Below are 18,267 nucleotides of genomic sequence, written 5' to 3'. Positions count from 1 at the left end.
TTCCGACACAGGATATAAATTGCTGTGAGAAGTTATTTTTGGGTATTGTAAGGAAAGCGGTGTATTTTTTTTCTTAACTTCCCACGAACAATTAAGCTGTATTCTGGTTCAACGAATTGATGATTTTCACAGCTTCATTGTAAACAATTTTCCAATCGAAATCATAATTTTGACAGGCGACTGCAATAATATGAGGAGGAGCTTCTTGATCAAATACTGAATCGACAGATATAAATGATATGGGAGCAGGGTTTTCTCGACTCTGAGAAACTTGCTCTCTCAGATGTTCGTTGTTTATGGAATGGTTAGCGTGCATAAATCCGGGTTTATTAGCAATCCAAGATACAAAGGTTCCACCCGATGAAAGTGGCATTAAATAGAGATCAATGGCACAAGCCCAAATAACTTTTTCATATGTCATAATCCCTACTGCACTATAAGTTGGAATATTATTAGGTAAGAGTTCCAAAATTTGTTGCTCTGTTATTTTATCTGTAGCAATCATCGATTCGCCATAATCATCTTCTCTTTCTGTACGAGACCAACCATCAAGAACTACTCCTAAATTTGGAAAATCTTCTGACAAACTTTTGATAATATTGGCTATTCCTTCTACCTGCGATATCCACATCTTATTATGACTACGAAATCCTACCCACAATAAAGGAAAGTGCTTATTTTTAGCTTGCTCTACTCCTTCTATAAAAAGAGGACTGCATTTCTTATAGCTACTTTGATAGGTTCTATTCGCTAAATTTTCTTTAACGAAAACATTGGTAAGTCGCACAGCACAACAGTTATTTTCAACAATAGTTTTAAACATACTTTGTTTATCTTTGACTCTAATAATTTTATCAGCTATTTCAGGAAAAATATCCCCTATATTAAAATATTCCTGAGGCTCTATTAGTGCCTGATCTATTTTTTCTAAAAGATTATTATCTGACAAAAACTGTAATCCCGTTACCTCATTCCAAAAATAGTGACCAATATTGCTAAACAAACCTGAAATAGATGCTACTTTCTTCGGTACCTCTGTTGACAAATAACCAATAACTTGTTGATAATGACTTACCATAGAACTTTTTAATCTATTTATAATTGCAACCTCTGAGCCTCTCAAATGATTGTTTAAGTGAATAATTAGTTCTAATCTGGGAAAATAAATAAATGTCTTTGGCCCCCAGAAATGGCCAACTACCAGATAGTAAATTTCGCGACCAACAAAACGGTAACTAACAGCAAATTGCCAACCTATATCATAAAAAGATTGATTGGATCTAAGAATTTGACCAGTTACAGGACAAACTGAATAAATATAACCAGTTTCTACTATGCTTTGTTGATAAACATTAGGCTGATTAAAGTGTGTAACTAATTTGTATTGATAATTATCTTTTTTAGGAGAAATATTAGATAACCTAAACTCGTGATCAGGGTCAAAATTATTGATATATATTTCTTCCATCGGGATACTGTCTTGAGCTATTATATCTAAGTTTGCTTTTAAGAAACCTTTCTGATTAAGAAAATCTTTATCTGTTTCTGTTAAATCCCAAAGATTCATAATCTTGTATTGGCTAGTTCTAGTAAAGTAATTTTCAATAGTTTCCTTCTGCAATTCAGATGGATAGTCAAAGTCATTAATATTTGACACTATCGGTTGATTTAATCTCTCCCATATTATGTCGTAAGTTTTTTCCTGATCAAAATAAATTTTAGTTGCCTTTTCAAAACAAGTTACACCTTGATTAATTTGTCCTAATTCAGCTATTTTTAATCCCGCTTGGTGATATAATTTAATCGCTTCATCTCTTTTTTCCTGTTGGCATAAAGTATCAGCTAAAACATCATACAACTCATATTTTTCAGAATTAAATTCAATCGCTTGGCGATAGCAACTAACTACTTCTTCCAAACTCACTACAAATATTGATTTTCTCAATATTTCTTGAAATTCTGATACTGAACTGCGCCATACTTGTAAACCCATTTCCCGACTATGACCAGGGGTTTGTAACCAATTAATGCACCCTTGTTTTTCCGATTCGGAAAGGGAACGTCTCAGATAAACTCTATACCATTCGACTGTATAAGTAGCATCATCCAGGTGGGCGGTAGCTTGCAAAAAGGCGTGGTCATTGAGGAAACAGACCTCTGGTAATTCTGGGTCAAATAGCTGATAATCTTTATGGGGTAATTCGGCTATTTTATAATCAACAAAAAACGATTCCGGGTTTTGCATCACCCGATTATAAATCACTTCTCCGAGTTGATAATAATACAAATAAGATTCTGGATTGAATTCAATGGCACGCTTATAAACTATAATAGCTTCGTCCCACTTTTCTTGCTTGACGAGAAGTTCTCCTAACTGCTGGTAATATTCTTCACAAGGAGATAGTTCTACCAGTCGGCGGTAAGCGGCGATCGCATCTTCTAAACTATTTTGTTCGACCAAGATATTCGCTAACTGCAACCAGATATCACTGTTCTCTGGTTGAACTTCTAAAAACCTATAATGAGATTGTATATCGTCTGGATTTACTTCAATTACCTGTTGGCAACTATCAACTATCACATCTGAATCTGATTGTTTCGTTTGAATTTGATGCAGTTGCCAGTGAGTCTGTTCTAACTCAGCTAAAACTTCATCAAACTGAGATTGCAACCGTTCTAATTCCTCTTGTGTGTTATGAAGTTCTGCTTTCGCTCGTGCCAAATCTTGGTCACTTTCTTCAGCTTCAGATAAATTAAGGTTAGCCAATGGAATTCTTTTAAAATCCTCAAAAACAGCTTGAATCAAAATTTCTCCCGATTTCAAATTGATGTTCTCTAAGGCCAGATCAATAAGAAAGCCACTGTGTTCAGCACCCGGAAAAGTTTCATAAATTTGATCAGCATGAGGGCGATTAATTGTTAAAGGTGCTTCCTCGACTAATTGACCATCTTGAATTAATTCAATACCAACTACAGGTGATTCTATTCCAATCACCCAACCTGATAACTTTAGATGTTCTTCTATTACTTCTGGAACCGGATCAAAATCAAATTTACAAAACCGATCAGATGCTTCTATATTTTTATTAAGATTAACTTTTTTTAGGAAATTCATAAAACCAAGGTATATTTTAGATAAAGAAGCAAAATTAAAGTAAGACTAGATTACCATGAACAGTGTATTGATCAACAATGATCACATCTCGGCAAACTATTTTGACCAAGCTAACAGACTAAGGCAACTGAACCAACTTCAAGAGGCGGTTGTTGTCTACCGTCAAGCTATCACCGAAAAACCCAATTTTTCCTGGTATCACCACAACTTGGGGGAAACCCTGGCTCAACTGGATCAGGTTGAGGAGGCGATCGCCAGTTACCAAAAGGCCTGCGAACTGAACCCCAACTCCGCTTGGTCTTACTATAACCTAGGTGAACTCCTAGAGCAACAGGGTAGAATCCCGGAAGCAACGGAGGCCTATCGTCGGGCTGTGGGGCTGAATCCTGATTTTTATGAGTTTCAGCAGAGTCTAGGGAAACTGCTCTGTCAACAGGGACAGTTTGCTGAAGCCATTAGTTCCCTGGAAAAAGCAATTGAACTCGAACCCGATGCCACTTCCTGTTATCAATATTTGTGGCATGCTTTTGCTCAACAAGGACGGGTAACTGAAGGGATTGCTTATTTACACAAAGCCGTTGCACTGACTCCCAATAATGGGGAACTGCATCAGCAGTTGGCCGAAGCGTTAAAGGCAAATAATCAAATTCTGGAGGCGATCGCAGCTTACCAAAATGTGATTCAGATTAACCCCAAATCGGCTTGGAGTTACTATCAGTTGGGGATGATTTGCCGAGATCAAGGTCAATATCAGGAGGCGATCGCTTACTACCGCAAAGCCACGGAATATGACCCCAAATCGGCCATTTATTATCATTTCCTGGGACATACCCTATCCCTGGTTCATCATTGGGAAGAAGCGATCGCAGCTTACAAGAAAGCCCTAGATCTCGCACCGACTTCAGCGATTATTTATCAACATTTGGGGGATGCGTTATCGACGTTACAGCGTTGGGAACAGGCGGCCACGGCTTACCGGAAATCCGTAGATTTGGAACCCCATTCCCTAGAAGCGCAAGATCATCTAGGGTTTGCCCTGGCCCAACTCCAACGCTGGGATGATGCGATTTTAGCCTATCGTCGGGCCTTAGATGTGAGCTTATCTGATGTCGTATATTTGCATTTAGGGGATGCCCTCGAACAACGTTCCCATGTTCAACCGATAGACAAAGATGCTCGTAACGATCTCGAAGATGCAGTTAATTGTTATCGTCAAGCCCTGGAATTAAATCCCAATCCAGAAGCTATTGACCAGAAATTAAATCATGCTCTATCCCAACTCAATCAGGCTTCTAAATTAAGGAATTAAGCGTAACTGCGTAAATTAGAGAGTGCGTTAACATCCTATAACGCACTCTTAATTTTTTGGGGTACAAACTGAATTTTATTAAATCTTCCTAATGGTTGAAGTATTCGGTCGTTGACTCTAGCGTATAATAGTAATCAGAAAACTATCAGGTGTAGTTTTTAGGTGGCAGCTATTGGAGGATAATCTATGAAAATCCTGTCCACAGCAATGTTTGGAACCGCCACAGTGCTTCTACTCGGTTTGGGAGTCACAACTCCAGCCTATTCTCAGAACCCTAATGATCTTAAACAATTATTAGAAACCCGATTCTGTCAAGGGTGTGATTTGAGAGGCGCTAATTTAAGCGGTGCTCATTTGATTGGTGTAGATTTACGAGATGCTAATCTTGCCGGGGCAAACTTAGCTAATATCAATTTAGAAGGTGCAGATTTAAAAGGAGCAAACTTAACATCTGCAAACCTAGAGGGCGCGTTTTTAAATCAAACTGAATTTAATGATGCTAACCTTAGTGGTGCTAACTTAACTAATGCTAATTTAGTTCAAGCTCAACTAGAAGGTGCAAATCTTTTAAATGCCGATTTAACCGGATCGGAATTTGCAATTCCTACTTTACAGACGGCTGAACTGCCAAGAGGTTCCGCCCAGGATTTAGGAATACCAGAAGAACTAACCATTGGACGTGATCCTGATAGTTTAACCTTCCCAATGGGGGGGCCAGAATTAGGTCAACCCTTTGAATATACCAAGGAATATTTGGATGACTTGTTTGAGCCAAATATCGACCCCTTTACAAGCAATAAAACTAATACTTTTCCTCGCATTAACAGTATTCTAAGACCTGATGAAACTGATATCTTTCCTGATCAAATCATGAAATTTGATGATGATATGAGGGGAGATCCTCACGAATGGGGAGGTCAACACCGATCAGGAGTTGGTCTGTTAGAGGTTGGTCTTTAATCTGTGAAAAGTATTAGGTGTTTGTTGTTGTTTGACAAAAATTACCGGGACAGGGGAAGAAAGTATAGCAGTTCTTGTGGCTATGTTGACAACGGTAAAGCCTAATTTAACCACAAAGACACAAAGACACAAAGAAGTTGTAAACACTAACCTGCTGATTTAATTTTTCTGTATAATGAACAGAACTGTTTCGTGATGTAGAGTTAGGATAGCCGTGACTTCTCCAGGAAATTCATCTCAACAGCAACCCCAAGCCGAAAACCATCCGGCGCTGAGTTCTAGCTATTACACCTTATTAGGAGTTCATCCGAGTGCGACCCCGATAGAAATTCGACGCGCCTATCGAGAATTGAGTAAACTGTATCATCCTGATACCACAACCTTATCAAAGGCGATCGCTACGGCAAAATTTCAAAAACTCAATGAAGCTTACGCCACCCTTTGTAACCCAGATCGGCGTCAGTCCTATGATCAAAAAATTGGCTATTCTCGATATCATTTAATTCAGGTTCCAACGGACTTAAATCAACCCTATTCTAAAAATAATCGTCTTAATTCTTCTTCCGCCTATTTAGACCCAACAGATCGGCCTCTTTCCCCTGGGGAAGTTTTTTCATTATTTCTAATGGGATTAACTTTTATTGGATGTATCCTATTAGCAATTTTTATTAGTTTAACTCGTTATTAATATTTATGTATTGGTTAGAATTGATCAAAAATGCTATAATCAATACCCAATATAAATTAGCTCTCCTTCTTCTTATTTATGACTTTGCCGAGTTCAGAGACACCCTTATATAATCATCCCCTACCTGATATTGAAGAATGGTTACGCTCCCATGGGGGTGAACAAGATCAAAAAGAACTCCATTATTGGCGGATTGGAAACCCAAATTGGACAGCAGACTTGTGGTTAGAAATTGACCAAATTACAGTCCGTTATATCGGAGCTGCAACCAACGGTCAGGATATTCAACGTTCTTTTAAATATTCTCTTTCTCGTCAAGATCTTGAATCTACCATTTTTGGGGGGCCTTAATCAGTTATCAGTTATCAGTCAACTGTTGATTTAATCCGTGAAATCCTTTAATCCGTCCAAATCTGTGATCAGTGATTCAAACTTTGCCGAATCTACGTTCCCGTTTTTGATAGGAAGATAAGGCTAGATGTAATTCCTTCTGATTAAAATCAGGCCAAAGGGTATCAGTTACATAAATTTCTGCATAGGCGAGTTGCCATAATAAAAAATTACTAATTCGCATTTCTCCACTGGTACGAATCAATAAATCGGGGTGACATATTCCCGTAGTATATAGATGCTGTTCAAATAGAGTTTCATCAATATCTTCTGGTTGAATTGACCCTTGTTTTACTTGATTAGCAATCTCTCGACAGGCTTGTAAAATTTCTTGTCGTCCGCCATAATTAGTAGCAATAGTAAATAAAATACCCTTATTTTGCTTCGTTTCCTCCATAGAATAATCTATTTTTTCCTGTAGAGATTGGGGAAGGGCTACCAAATTTCCTACAAACTGAATTCGCACTTCCTCCGCCATCATTTCTCGTAGTTCTCGCATTAAAACCCGCTCAAATAATGCCATGAGAAAATCGACTTCCTCCAAAGGACGACCCCAATTTTCCGTGGAAAAAGCATAGGCCGTTAGTGCTTCCACACCCCAATCTCGACAACAGCGTAAAGCTTCTTTGAGAGCATCCACTCCCCGACGGTGGCCCATAGTTCGAGGTAAACCCCGACGCTTCGCCCAGCGACCATTGCCATCCATAATTACAGCAATGTGTTGAGGTAAACGGTCTTGGTCTAAATCTGCGGGTAATTCATATACAACCCTTGTCTTAGCACTCATTTTTTCTCCCGAGAAGCTTTGGATCGAGGACGGAATAGGCGAGACACTAAAGCCCATCCTTGGGAACCCATGCGGTTTCCCCAATGGGTAATCGAAATTGCAGGAACAGTTCTATCATCATTGGATGTCCAAGAACGAGCTTCTAATAGCTCTTTCAGTTTACTGCTAGTTAAGGGTCGGTTGAGGATTCCTTTTTCCGCCAGAGAAATCGAACCCGTTTCTTCCGATACCACAATACACATACATTTTGCCACCCGTTCGGTAATTCCCATTGCCGCCCGATGACGAGTTCCCAATTGTCGAGATGCCATCCGTTCCGATAGGGGCAAAATCACCCCGGCGGCTGCAATTCGAGATGCCCGAATTAACACCGCCCCATCATGTAACAGGGTTTTCGGTTGAAAAATTGTTTGTAACAGTTCTCTGGAAACTTCGGCATTTAGTTTTACTCCAGGGACAGAAAAATCCCGTTCATCAATTGGACTTCCAGTTTCAATAATAATTAATGCACCAGTACGATTTTGCGAGAGTTCTTTAACCGCTTCCACAAGTTGATCAATTACCCCATCGGGTTCAGGAATGACACGGCGACCCTGACCAAACAGTTGCGAAATTTCTCCGCGACCCAACTGTTCCAAAAATTCGCGGAATTCCGATTGTAATATGACTGCCATCGCTACGGCAGAACCTGTAACTAAACTATTCAGGGCAATAGACAATAATTTCAAATTTGCCCAGTTACTAATGGCCGTTGCCAACATTAGAATAATAAACCCGCGCACCATCCAAAGGGTACGGCGTTCTCCAATGATGACCAAAACTACATAAGCGACGGCAAAAACTAATCCAATATCAAGACTTTGAATGAACCAGGGAGGAATTCCTTGCTTAGTCATGACTAGACGCCGCATTCATTGAATTTTGATCAAATTAATAGAAGCCTGAGCCAACCCCTTCTTACGGGGGATTTAGAGGGATCAAAGTCCCCCTTTTTCATGGGGATTTAGGGGGATCGGATCTCGGCTATCATCATCAGTTTTTGGCAATTGTTGACACCGATCCTGTACTTCACCCCTACAACCCCTAAGAATTTATGGTTAGGCGTTCTGGAAGTCGATCTTTACTAATTAAATCTTGGTAAGATTCTCGTTCAATAATGACGTTAGCATCACCATTACTAACTAAAACTGCCGCCGGTTTAGACAGTCGATTATAGTTAGACGCCATACTATAATTGTAGGCTCCCGTTGCCATAACCACGAGAATATCCCCAGATTCAACTTTGGGAAGTTGAGCATCCTTAATTAAAATATCCCCAGATTCACAATGTTTTCCTGCAACCGTAACGGTTTCGGTCATTGGTGCAGACATTTGATTAGCCAAAACCACTCGGTACAAAGACTGATAGGTGATCGGACGGGGGTTATCGGACATCCCGCCATCTACAGCAATATAAGTCCGAATTCCAGGAACTTGTTTTTGAGAACCTACAGTATAAGCTGTAACGCAACTAGAGCCAATCATAGACCGTCCCGGTTCAGATAATAATTTCGGTAGGGGATATTGTTTCTGTTCACAGGCTTTGATCACGGATTCAGTAATAATTTTTACCCAATCATCAATACTTGGGGGATCGTCTGACTCCGTATAGCAAATCCCTAAACCACCACCAATATTAACTTCTGAAATATTTAAGCCCTGTTGATTAGCTTTCATTAAAGTATCAATAATTACAGAACCTAAATCGTTATGGGGTTGCAATTCAAAAATTTGGGAGCCAATATGGGCATGAATGCCAACACAGGATAAACCCGGTTGCTGACTAATAAATTTAAAGACTTCATCCAGTTGACCGGGATCAAAACCAAATTTACTATCTAAATGTCCAGTACGGATGTATTCATGGGTATGACATTCAATTCCTGGGGTAAACCGAATCATCATCCGAATTGGATGATCAACGATAGACCCTTGACTGAGTTTAGCGAGGGTGTGTAAATCCAACCAATTATCCGCAACAACGGTACACCCATTTTCAATCGCTAATTGAATTTCTTCTAAGGATTTATTGTTACCATGGAGGTAGGTTTTTTCGGGTGAAACTCCGGCTTGGAGGGCGGTATAGAGTTCTCCTCCTGATACGACATCAATACCTAATCCTTCGGCGGCTACAATAGCACAAATCGCTAAACAATTCCAGGCTTTGGAGGCATACAGGACGAGGGACTCACCGGGATAATAGCGTTTGAAGGCGTCCCGGTATTGTTGACAAGCCGTTCGCAGGGTGGTTTCATCGACAATATAGAGGGGCGTGCCAAATTGTTCAACTAAAGCGGTAACATCACAGCCACCAATTTCTAAGTGATCTTGCGAATTGACTTTCGCCGTCAAAGGAAATAATTGTTGATTAGGCGATCGGGTTTCTAAGGCATCCGTTGATGCAGATAGGTATTGCAGTCCAGAATTTTGCACAGGAAATACTATATTAACACTTCTATTGATCAGATTTTACCGTAAAGTTGCACGGGTGTCGGGTGTTAACTATCCGAATTTAGAAACCCAAAGTTAGTTGGCATTTTAAATAAATCTTTAGAATACTAGATACTGAATAACTTTAATTAGCAACAAACCCGAATAAACCCGATCCTATAATCGTGGGATTTGATTATTCAACACTACCATAACCGCACCCCACAATTTAACCTAAAATTAACCAATACTCGCTAACTCTTTTCCCCGACCCAAGGGTACATTTAAGGCTTCTTCTAAAGGTGCTCGTCCTAACTTTTCCTCTAAAATATCCATCACCGTTCGTCCAAAATCATTGGAGTTTCGCTTCCAGGCTTCTAAACAGATTTCTCCAAAAAATGATCCTAAAGGTTCAGGATTCCAGAGTAACTTTCTCGCCGTCCAAGGCATTAAACTCATAGGATCATACCCGGGTTTTAATATCTGTTTCTTAAAGGCATATTCCTCTAAATGGGTATGGGGTTGTAACCCGATAAAGAAAATTGCAGGTTCGACTTTATCCGCCCCAAAAATAGCCTCTAATTCCCGATGGTAAGCAATTGTTTGACGAATGGTTTCAAAGGTTTCATCAATCACATTAAAAGAATAATTCACTGAAACCAAATCATTAAATCCGGCAGCTTTTAAATCCCGACAATTTTCTAAAACCACCCGTAAATTATACCCCATCCGCATTTTTCTAACTAATTCCTGCGAACCACTGGTAATCCCAATTTCAAAATAATTCATCCCAGTTTTAACCATTAAATCACATAATTCTGGGGTTAAATTATCTGCGCGAATATAAGCCGCCCAGTGAATATCAGTCATCCCAGAATCAAGGATTTTCTGTAATAATTCCACCGCATCACTAATAAACTTACGGGCGGGAATAAATTGAGCATCGGTAAACCAAAAATTTCTAATTCCCCGTTGATAAAGTTGTTGAATTTCTGCCACCACTTCATCGGCGGGATTAATTCTAACTTTTTTCCCTTCAATAACGGTATAGATACAATAACAACAACTATGCGGACAACCCCGTTTGGTTTGGACTCCAATATAAAAGTCTTGATCTTGAAAATAATATTGAAATTCTGGCCAGATGGTTTCAATATAATCGTAATTACAAGCAGTTTTTTCAAAATTCATGGGTTGTTCATGAATTAAGCGATCGCGAGGCGTCGTTTCTCCGACAATATAACAACGTTCATCGGCTAAATCTTCCCCTCTCAATAGCCTTTCTAATAAACTTTCTCCTTCTCCCACCGAAACAATACTTCCTTTGGGCAAACTCTTTCCTAACTGTTCATAAAAAACACTGACCGCTCCGCCTCCAACGACAACCCGCGCCTGGGGATTATAACGTTGAGAACGGGATAATCCCCGTTTAATTAGTCCTAAATTCTGCCAAAGTTCTGTATAGTAGGAAGTGGCTAACCGTAATCCTCCTAAAGCTCCTCTTAATTTAATTAAAGGGTTTTTCGCATAATAAAATTCAAAGGCATTTTGCAGTGGATTACCACCCCGTCCCCCCACAGGCGCATAAATTTGAATATCTCGCCAAGAAAAGACTAATAATGTGGGTTGAAACTCATCCACACAGGCATCCAAGGTGGCGGCGTAGTCCAGAGGAGGAACCGCCCCTAAGTCAAAAATGCGCTGTTGGACGGTGGGAAATAGCTTGTGAACGTGGTCGGACAGGTAAACCACCCCAATCGGGAAAATCGGGTTACAAGGAAGGCGGACGTAAAGAATTTTATCTTCCATGATGCTGTTGTGCGTCGGGCGGGATTTGGGTTGAAATCGGTGAAGTTATATCGACTTTGCTTAAGATTCCTTAACAATATAACAAATTTTCCGCCCTTTAGGGTCACGAATCTGAGAAATTCCTTAAGTTTCAATAATTTCAATAAGTCGATGGGACAAGGGACAACCGATCTCTACCATACCTATCCGAAGGTTTTGAAGGTCTATTTTTGGAAATAATTTCTTCAAAATCAGCTAAAACCAGTGAATTGACTAAAAATTTTGGCTCGATGAGTATAATTAGGGATTGGTAGTCGGGGTTACAACCAACTGGGATCAACAAATGTTAACGTAACGATTAGTCAGTAAAACGTTTAGCTTAAAGCCCCCAGATTCAGATATGGCTCAAATTCTTGATCCCCTACCGTCAAATAGTTCTGGTCGAATTTTGTGCTGCTATGTCAATGCTACCAGCCATATTCAGATCGCTCGGATCACCAATGTCCCCAATTGGTACTTTGAGCGGGTGGTATTCCCAGGACAACGCTTAGTTTTTGAAGCGATTCCACAAGCAACTTTAGAAATCCATACTGGAAGTATGGCGAGCGCAATTATTGCTGATAATATTCCTTGTGATCGGCTCCAGATTGATCAACAGTCTATCAGCTATGAGGATAAACCGTTAACTCCAAATCCTCAATCCAGAAATTTTGCCAATAAGCGTACAGTTAAACAGGAACCTTTAACCACTCCGGCTTTAACTTCTGTTGATTAATTTACAAAAAAACGATAATAAAATCATCTCAAAATTCACCGGAGAGATTCCACTGCGACTTACAAAATCGTGGTGGAATTTCTGAAGGTTAATCAATTTAAAATCTGTTTAAAAATGACTGTTGAAACAGTAGAATCCGTAGCGTTATCTAGTCCAATTGTATTTCGCCTGTCTCCAATTATTAGAATCACGCTGTTAAGTTTATATGCGGTGTTGATGATCCCCCTACCTTTTTTGTCAAAAGCGGTTAATGCTCCCGTTTCTCCGATGTTACTTTGGCTAGGAATTGGGATCGGAGCGATCGCCCTATTTGCACTTTTAACAGAAAGAGTAATAGTAGATAATGAGGGGATTAAGGTGAGTTATGTTTCTTGGTTTACTCTGATATTCCGTCGGGGTTGGTCATTACCATGGAATCAGATCAAAGCATTGAAACCTAGAACCACCGGACAAGGAGGACTGGTTTATTATTTCGTTAGCCACACAGGAGAAGGCTATTTACTCCCGATGCGAATGGCTGGGTTTGCCAAGTTTGTGGGAATAGTACAAGAAAAAACAGGAATTGATACAACCGATGTCCGTCCGTTGGCTCAACCCTGGATGTATTTTATTTTATTTGGCTGTAGTTTATTATTGGGCTTAGTGGATATTTGGACAATTTCCACCGCCCTCACCCTGAAATAATCCCCAGAGAATAGGGAATAATCAAAGTTAAGGATTAGATTTTGATTATTCCCAGAATCCCGATCAGATCAAGCACTACTCTCTGTTTTCACCCCTCGAATGGGTGGATATTTACCATTTAGTCTAACGGTACGAACCGTTTCGGCTTTCAGAATTTCTAAATTGAGACGATAGCCAATATTCCGAACAGTTTGGATTAAATTCGGTTGGCGAGGGTCAGTTTCTAACTTTTTCCGTAACGAAAGAACATGGGTATCAATCGTGCGAGGATTATCAATAGCATCTGGCCAAGCTCGTCGTAATAGTTCTGAACGAGTCAAGGGTTCTCCACAGGCTTGAGCGAGAACATAGAGCAGACTATATTCCTGGGGAGTCAGTTCAATTAATTGACTCTGTAAGCGTACGCGACGCTGTACCAAGTCAATTTTCAGAGATCCATAATCCAAGGTGGTTGGCGGAACAATGGTGCGACTACGGCGCATTAAGGATTCTGTCCTCGCCAAAAACTCCTGCATTCCAAAAGGTTTTGCTAAATAGTCATCAGCACCCGCCCTCAAGCCCCGGACAATATCGGATTCCGTTGTGCGAGACGATAACATCAGAATTAAAGATTGTCGCTGTTGCTGAAGCCATTGGCAAAATTCTAAACTATTTCCCTCTGGTAATTCAGCGTCCAAAATCACTAAATTGGGTTGATGAGCATAGAAGATATCCCTTGCATTCTGCAAATCAGCAGCCTGATGAACCAAATAACCGACGTGCTGTAAATGCCAACCCAAGAGCGACCGTAAATGCGGGTTTCCCTCAATAATTGAAATACAAGCAGATCCCACGAATGCGAGCTTCCTTCTTCAATGTTGAGTTTAAGAGTAACAGGGTAATCTTTCTGATTTTGTAGCTACTGTTACCTCCCCATAACCTTAATACTCAAAAGTATCAAAGCCAACCGGGGTAATTTTGATTTGAAGTTAAGATAGAAAGAGCTAACATAAGGATAGACGAGTCTTATTCTCGGAATCGGGCCCCAACCTCCTAATTCAGTCCAGTAATCACCCATTAAACCCCATTCAAACCATGCTTCAGGACACCTTAACGATTCGCCATTATCAGAAACTTACCGATGCCCTCGTCGAGATGTGGAACCGAGGTTATCGTTATGATGATCTCAGGTTATATTTAGACGGTTACTTAGCCGCCCTCAGACACACGAATGGCTTAGAACCCTATTTAATTAGTCGTTTGGAGGAAGAAGCGACTCGATATATTTACGACCCCTCAAATTTTGAAATGCCGATGCCTCAACGTCAAGTCGATTATTATTAACTTAGAAAGTCACCCAAAGGTTTGGGAATAGGGGAAAACGGGATAGAGGGTTAGGGAGGAATCAACTCCAACCCAAACCCTATACCCAAAACCCCACAACCGTTTTATGAAGCAAAAGTGACTTCTACAAGTTGCTGTAACTCACCTTTTTGATATAGTTCAATCAGCACATCAGAACCGCCAACAAACTTGCCGTTAATATAGACCTGGGGAATCGTCGGCCAGTTGGAATAATCTTTAATCCCTTGGCGAATTTCAGAATCTTCTAAAACATCTAGGGTTTCAAAAGGAACCCCCAAACTATTTAAAATCTGTACAACATTATTAGAAAAACCGCACATTGGCATGAGCTTTGTTCCCTTCATAAAAACAAAGACTTTGTTTTTCGTGATCAGATCTTTAATTTTTTCCTGTGGGTCTGTCGTCATGGTTTATTAATAAAATGAGGTAGGTTTGGATAGGTTAATTGATCGGCAAAACGATCATAGAATCCCAGATTTGAGTCTAACTGATTTCCAAGAATTTGGGCGTTAAGCTAGATCGGAGTTTAGGTACAATTAAGCCCCAGAACTGGCTTTTGCCCAATCTTGGGGGGTGTAGGTCTTTAATGCTAAAGCATGAATAGCTTCGGTAGCCATTGCTTCCTTAACAGCTTTGTAAACCATTTGGTGTTGTTCTACTAAAGTCTTGTCTTCAAATTCAGCAGACACCACAATTGCTTGTAAATGGTCACCTCCGCCCAAATCTTGTACTTGAACCACCGCATTAGGTAATTCTGACTTAATCATTGCTTCAACTTGATTCAGTGTAATCATTGCCATTCCCAAACCTTAGTAGATGTAAATATTTTAGAGGAAACAGGAGTCAGAAGTCAGAAGTCAGAAGTCAGAAGTTAATGATTTCTCCCCCTGCCTCCCCTGCTCCCCCTGCCCCCCTGCTCCCCCTGCTCTCTTATTGCGCCGCAGTCGGTGGAGTTGTTTCACTACCAACCCGGGGGAAGGGGTCAGTCACAAATCCTAATTCTAATAATTGTTGATAAGCTTTTTTGCCTAAGTCCCGGGTGGGGGCTTGGGAGCGGATAATTTGAATTAACAGAGGGACAGCTAATTCCGGTTGGTTTTTAGCTCGGTGGAGTAAGGCTAACTGATAGGTGGCGGTATCGCGCATTTGTGCCGTGTCCCGGGCTGAATTCCTAAAACCATCGGCAATTCGGTTATCGACGCCAGAAAAACTACCCGCTAACTGTTGATAAAAATTAGATAACTGGTTAAAAACTTGACGAGCTTCTTGGAATTTTTTTTCTGCCTCAGCATAATTTTCACGGGCAACGGCGGTATCAGCTTCTTGCATCAGCCGTTTTCCGCCCTCAATACTCAAAAAACTACTATCAAGGGACAAAGGACGAATATCATTAGGATTGAGGGGTGCTAAATCACCCGATGGTGGCGCAACCTCTGTGTCCGTTTCCCCCCCCATTTGTACATTCCCCTGGGCAACAGTTGGAGAAGATTCTTGAGCATTAACCTGAAATGGCGACAAGACACCCCAAGCCACCATTAGGGGGATAGACAGATAAGCTGTAAGTCGAAGGAAGCTAACAGTTCCAGAGGATACCATGACTCAATTGCGCGAACGCGATAAAAAAAAACATTAAACCTCATGGATCTTATCATTAATCTTGAGCAATCCCATACTCTGGCAATAACCTGATCCTGACTCAACCGATACGGGTTATATTTTTTTGGGGGGAGGGGATCATGAATAGATCGATCATCTCCCACACCGTTCAGAATAAATCTATCTGAACTTGATTAAGCGAGATTTAAACCTTTAAGGAGATAAGGATAGATTAAATTATGACATCATCAGTTAACTCATCAAACGTTCCACAACAAAACTATCAGGGCATTGGTGTTCCTGACGAGAGTATTGGCTTTGTTTTGCAACGGGGGGGCGAAGAATTAATCCTGAATAAAGTCCCCGACCGTTTTACCGTCAAACTATCCTCTCCTGACACCCAAATCAAAGACTTACCCCAGCCGCCGATTCCGATGCAACACGCCAGCAGTGTTCCCCCTTCCTTAGAGGAATTACAAGTGGCTTCTGAGCAACTAGACGAAGCAATGGAATTAGCGCGGAATTCTGAGAATATTAAATTTGCTAGTCATGTTTACCAACTCGATAGTGACCCTAGCTCCGTCGTCTATTTAACGAATCAGCTTACAATTCAGTTTAAAGAAGAAATTGATCCCTCAACACGAGCGTCTATTGTTTCAGAATTTGGATTAAAAGAGTTAAAACCCATAGACAGTTTACCCCATGGTTTTGTTTATGAGATGACACCTAATTCCTCTGAGAATCCCCTAAAAATTACTAATCGTTTAACCCGGAATACTCAAGTTTTACTAGCTGAACCTAATATTGTAATTAGAAGTCAGCCCTGTTATGTTCCTCGGGATTCTCTATACAATAAGCAATGGTATCTCAACCATAATGGGGGCAACCAACTCGCACCAGGTTCCCATATTTCCAGCGAAAAAGCTTGGGATATTACCCGGGGAGTTCGTTCTGTGGTGGTGGCTATTAGTGATGATTCTGTAGACATCAATCACCCAGATTTCCAAGGAGTCGGTAAAATTGTTGCCCCCTTAGACTTAAAAGGCAAAGATAATCTTCCGCTTCCAGAAGCCCCTACGGATAATCATGGAACCGCTTGTGCCGGGGTAGCGGTGGCTGAAGAAAACGGAGTAGGAATTGTCGGGGTAGCTCCGGGTTGTGCCTTGATGCCAATTCGGACAACGGGATTTTTAGATGATGAATCGGTGGAACAGATTTTTAATTGGGCCATTGATAAGGGGGCGGCGGTGATTTCCTGTAGTTGGGGGGCGAGTGCGATTTATTTTCCCCTCTCAGCCCGACAAAAAGCAGCGATTAGTAAAGCCGTAACCAAGGGTCGTAAGGGCAAAGGTTGTGTAGTGGTTTTTGCCGCTGGAAATGCCAATCGTCCGGTGAATGGTATGCTCGATGAATCCGGTTGGCCGAATGATATTATTAGCGGTCGGGTGAAATGGTTGGCTGGATTTGCGGTTCATCCCGATGTGATTACGGTTTCTGCTTCTAATAGTTTGGGTAAAAAATCTGCTTATAGTAACTGGGGAGTTGGGGTTTCAGTCTGTGCTCCGAGTAATAATGCGCCTCCGGGGATGTGGTTACAGGAAACGGGCTATATCGGTACGCCTCCAGTCCTGAAGGGGACGTTGCCCGGTTTGGGGGTCTTTACTACTGACCGCACGGGAGCCGGAGGTTATGATCCATCGGATTTTACGCCCTATTTTGGGGGTACATCAAGTGCAACTCCGGTGGTGGCTGGGGTGGCGGCTTTAGTGTTATCGGTGAATCCGACCTTAACGGCCCAGGAAGTTCGCCGAATTCTTGAACAAAGTGCGGATAAAATTGTGGATTCTGATCCTGATCCTCAGTTGGGAATTCGGATGGGAAATTATGATAAAAATGGCTATTCTCAATGGTTTGGCTATGGCAAAGTCAATGCGTTTAAGGCTGTGGAAATGGCAAAAAATAGACGCATGGTGCAGCAACAAATTTCTCGGAATATTTCTCAAGAAAATAGTCAAAGTGTTGAGATTCCTGATAATAACCCAAATGGGGTTAGTAGTTCAATTGCGATTACGGAAACCAGTCCGATTCAGGATATCCAGGTAACGGTGGAGATTGAACATAGTTTCTTGGGGGATATTGAAGTTTGGTTAGTTGCACCTAATGGAGATCAGGTATTACTTCAAAATCGAACTTTAGGGATTAAAACTCAGTTGAAAACCACCTATAACTTACAAAATACACTGTATTTGAGACAGTTTATCAATATTTCCGCCCAGGGAAATTGGCAGTTAAAAGTTGTCGATGCTATTCCTGAGAATACCGGAACTCTCAAATACTGGAAACTGGATTTAGGATTGTAATT

At 40.8% G+C, this 18,267-nt stretch carries 17 protein-coding genes; 8 read left to right on the top strand and 9 right to left on the bottom strand.

Going from position 1 to position 18,267, the window contains the following annotated elements; genetic code table 11:
* Positions 1-91: 91 nt before the first annotated feature.
* Positions 92-3,115: a tetratricopeptide repeat protein gene (locus NMG86_RS20870; protein WP_052338552.1), complete on the bottom strand. Its 3,024-nt coding sequence runs from the start codon at positions 3,113-3,115 to the stop codon at positions 92-94.
* A gap of 55 nt (positions 3,116-3,170) precedes the next feature.
* Between NMG86_RS20870 and NMG86_RS20865 the strand changes: the two genes are divergently transcribed.
* The 4 genes from NMG86_RS20865 (at position 3,171) to NMG86_RS20850 (ending at position 6,423) form a co-directional block, all read left to right on the top strand.
* A complete protein-coding gene (locus tag NMG86_RS20865; protein WP_052338551.1) occupies positions 3,171-4,424 on the top strand; it encodes a tetratricopeptide repeat protein in 1,254 nt (417 codons plus the stop codon).
* Between the two features lie 186 nt (positions 4,425-4,610).
* Positions 4,611-5,384 (top strand): pentapeptide repeat-containing protein, encoded by a 774-nt coding sequence (locus NMG86_RS20860; RefSeq protein ID WP_071782639.1) that lies wholly within the window; start codon positions 4,611-4,613, stop codon positions 5,382-5,384.
* A gap of 214 nt (positions 5,385-5,598) precedes the next feature.
* Positions 5,599-6,072, top strand: a complete 474-nt coding sequence (locus NMG86_RS20855) for a J domain-containing protein (RefSeq protein WP_043936715.1) — start codon at positions 5,599-5,601, stop codon at positions 6,070-6,072.
* A gap of 78 nt (positions 6,073-6,150) precedes the next feature.
* Positions 6,151-6,423: a DUF3143 domain-containing protein gene (locus NMG86_RS20850; protein WP_026796415.1), complete on the top strand. Its 273-nt coding sequence runs from the start codon at positions 6,151-6,153 to the stop codon at positions 6,421-6,423.
* Between the two features lie 76 nt (positions 6,424-6,499).
* Here NMG86_RS20850 and uppS read toward each other — a convergent pair whose 3' ends face one another.
* From uppS to NMG86_RS20830, 4 genes are all read right to left on the bottom strand, one after another.
* A complete protein-coding gene (gene uppS, locus NMG86_RS20845) occupies positions 6,500-7,249 on the bottom strand; it encodes a polyprenyl diphosphate synthase (RefSeq protein ID WP_026796414.1) in 750 nt (249 codons plus the stop codon).
* Positions 7,246-8,145: a diadenylate cyclase CdaA gene (gene cdaA / locus NMG86_RS20840; protein WP_026796413.1), complete on the bottom strand. Its 900-nt coding sequence runs from the start codon at positions 8,143-8,145 to the stop codon at positions 7,246-7,248. The genes uppS and cdaA overlap by 4 nt, the downstream gene beginning before the upstream one ends.
* Before the next feature lie 187 nt (positions 8,146-8,332).
* Positions 8,333-9,721, bottom strand: coding sequence for a diaminopimelate decarboxylase (gene lysA, locus NMG86_RS20835; RefSeq protein WP_026796412.1), 1,389 nt, complete (start codon positions 9,719-9,721; stop codon positions 8,333-8,335).
* A gap of 237 nt (positions 9,722-9,958) precedes the next feature.
* Positions 9,959-11,527 (bottom strand): photosystem II high light acclimation radical SAM protein, encoded by a 1,569-nt coding sequence (locus NMG86_RS20830; protein ID WP_026785291.1) that lies wholly within the window; start codon positions 11,525-11,527, stop codon positions 9,959-9,961.
* A gap of 379 nt (positions 11,528-11,906) precedes the next feature.
* Here NMG86_RS20830 and NMG86_RS20825 point away from each other — a divergent pair, with 379 nt between their 5' ends.
* Positions 11,907-12,281 carry a DUF1830 domain-containing protein gene (locus tag NMG86_RS20825; RefSeq protein ID WP_026785292.1) on the top strand — a complete coding sequence of 125 codons (375 nt, stop codon included), beginning with the start codon at positions 11,907-11,909 and terminating at the stop codon, positions 12,279-12,281.
* Positions 12,282-12,395: 114 nt separating this feature from the next.
* A complete protein-coding gene (locus NMG86_RS20820; RefSeq protein WP_026785293.1) occupies positions 12,396-12,965 on the top strand; it encodes a hypothetical protein in 570 nt (189 codons plus the stop codon).
* Between the two features lie 68 nt (positions 12,966-13,033).
* Here the strand turns inward: NMG86_RS20820 and NMG86_RS20815 are convergent, their stop codons facing one another.
* Positions 13,034-13,798: a response regulator transcription factor gene (locus tag NMG86_RS20815; protein ID WP_026785294.1), complete on the bottom strand. Its 765-nt coding sequence runs from the start codon at positions 13,796-13,798 to the stop codon at positions 13,034-13,036.
* A gap of 241 nt (positions 13,799-14,039) precedes the next feature.
* Here NMG86_RS20815 and NMG86_RS20810 point away from each other — a divergent pair, with 241 nt between their 5' ends.
* Complete coding sequence (locus tag NMG86_RS20810; protein WP_026785295.1) at positions 14,040-14,288, top strand: DUF6761 family protein; 249 nt, start codon at positions 14,040-14,042, stop codon at positions 14,286-14,288.
* Positions 14,289-14,392: 104 nt separating this feature from the next.
* On the opposite strand, the gene grxD is transcribed toward NMG86_RS20810, so the two are convergent.
* The 3 genes from grxD to NMG86_RS20795 form a co-directional block, all read right to left on the bottom strand.
* Positions 14,393-14,716, bottom strand: a complete 324-nt coding sequence (grxD, locus tag NMG86_RS20805) for a Grx4 family monothiol glutaredoxin (RefSeq protein ID WP_026785296.1) — start codon at positions 14,714-14,716, stop codon at positions 14,393-14,395.
* A gap of 129 nt (positions 14,717-14,845) precedes the next feature.
* Positions 14,846-15,103, bottom strand: coding sequence for a BolA family protein (locus NMG86_RS20800; RefSeq protein WP_026785297.1), 258 nt, complete (start codon positions 15,101-15,103; stop codon positions 14,846-14,848).
* Positions 15,104-15,239: 136 nt separating this feature from the next.
* Positions 15,240-15,905, bottom strand: a complete 666-nt coding sequence (locus tag NMG86_RS20795; RefSeq protein ID WP_026785298.1) for a hypothetical protein — start codon at positions 15,903-15,905, stop codon at positions 15,240-15,242.
* Between the two features lie 239 nt (positions 15,906-16,144).
* On the opposite strand from NMG86_RS20795, the gene NMG86_RS20790 reads away from it, so the two are divergent.
* Positions 16,145-18,265, top strand: coding sequence for a S8 family serine peptidase (locus NMG86_RS20790; RefSeq protein ID WP_026785299.1), 2,121 nt, complete (start codon positions 16,145-16,147; stop codon positions 18,263-18,265).
* Positions 18,266-18,267: the final 2 nt, after the last annotated feature.

The organism is Planktothrix rubescens CCAP 1459/22 (assembly GCA_904830895.1).
Lineage (GTDB): Bacteria > Cyanobacteriota > Cyanobacteriia > Cyanobacteriales > Microcoleaceae > Planktothrix > Planktothrix agardhii.
The sequence above is the reverse complement of the archived record's forward strand: the minus strand, read 5'-3'. Positions and strand labels throughout refer to the sequence as shown.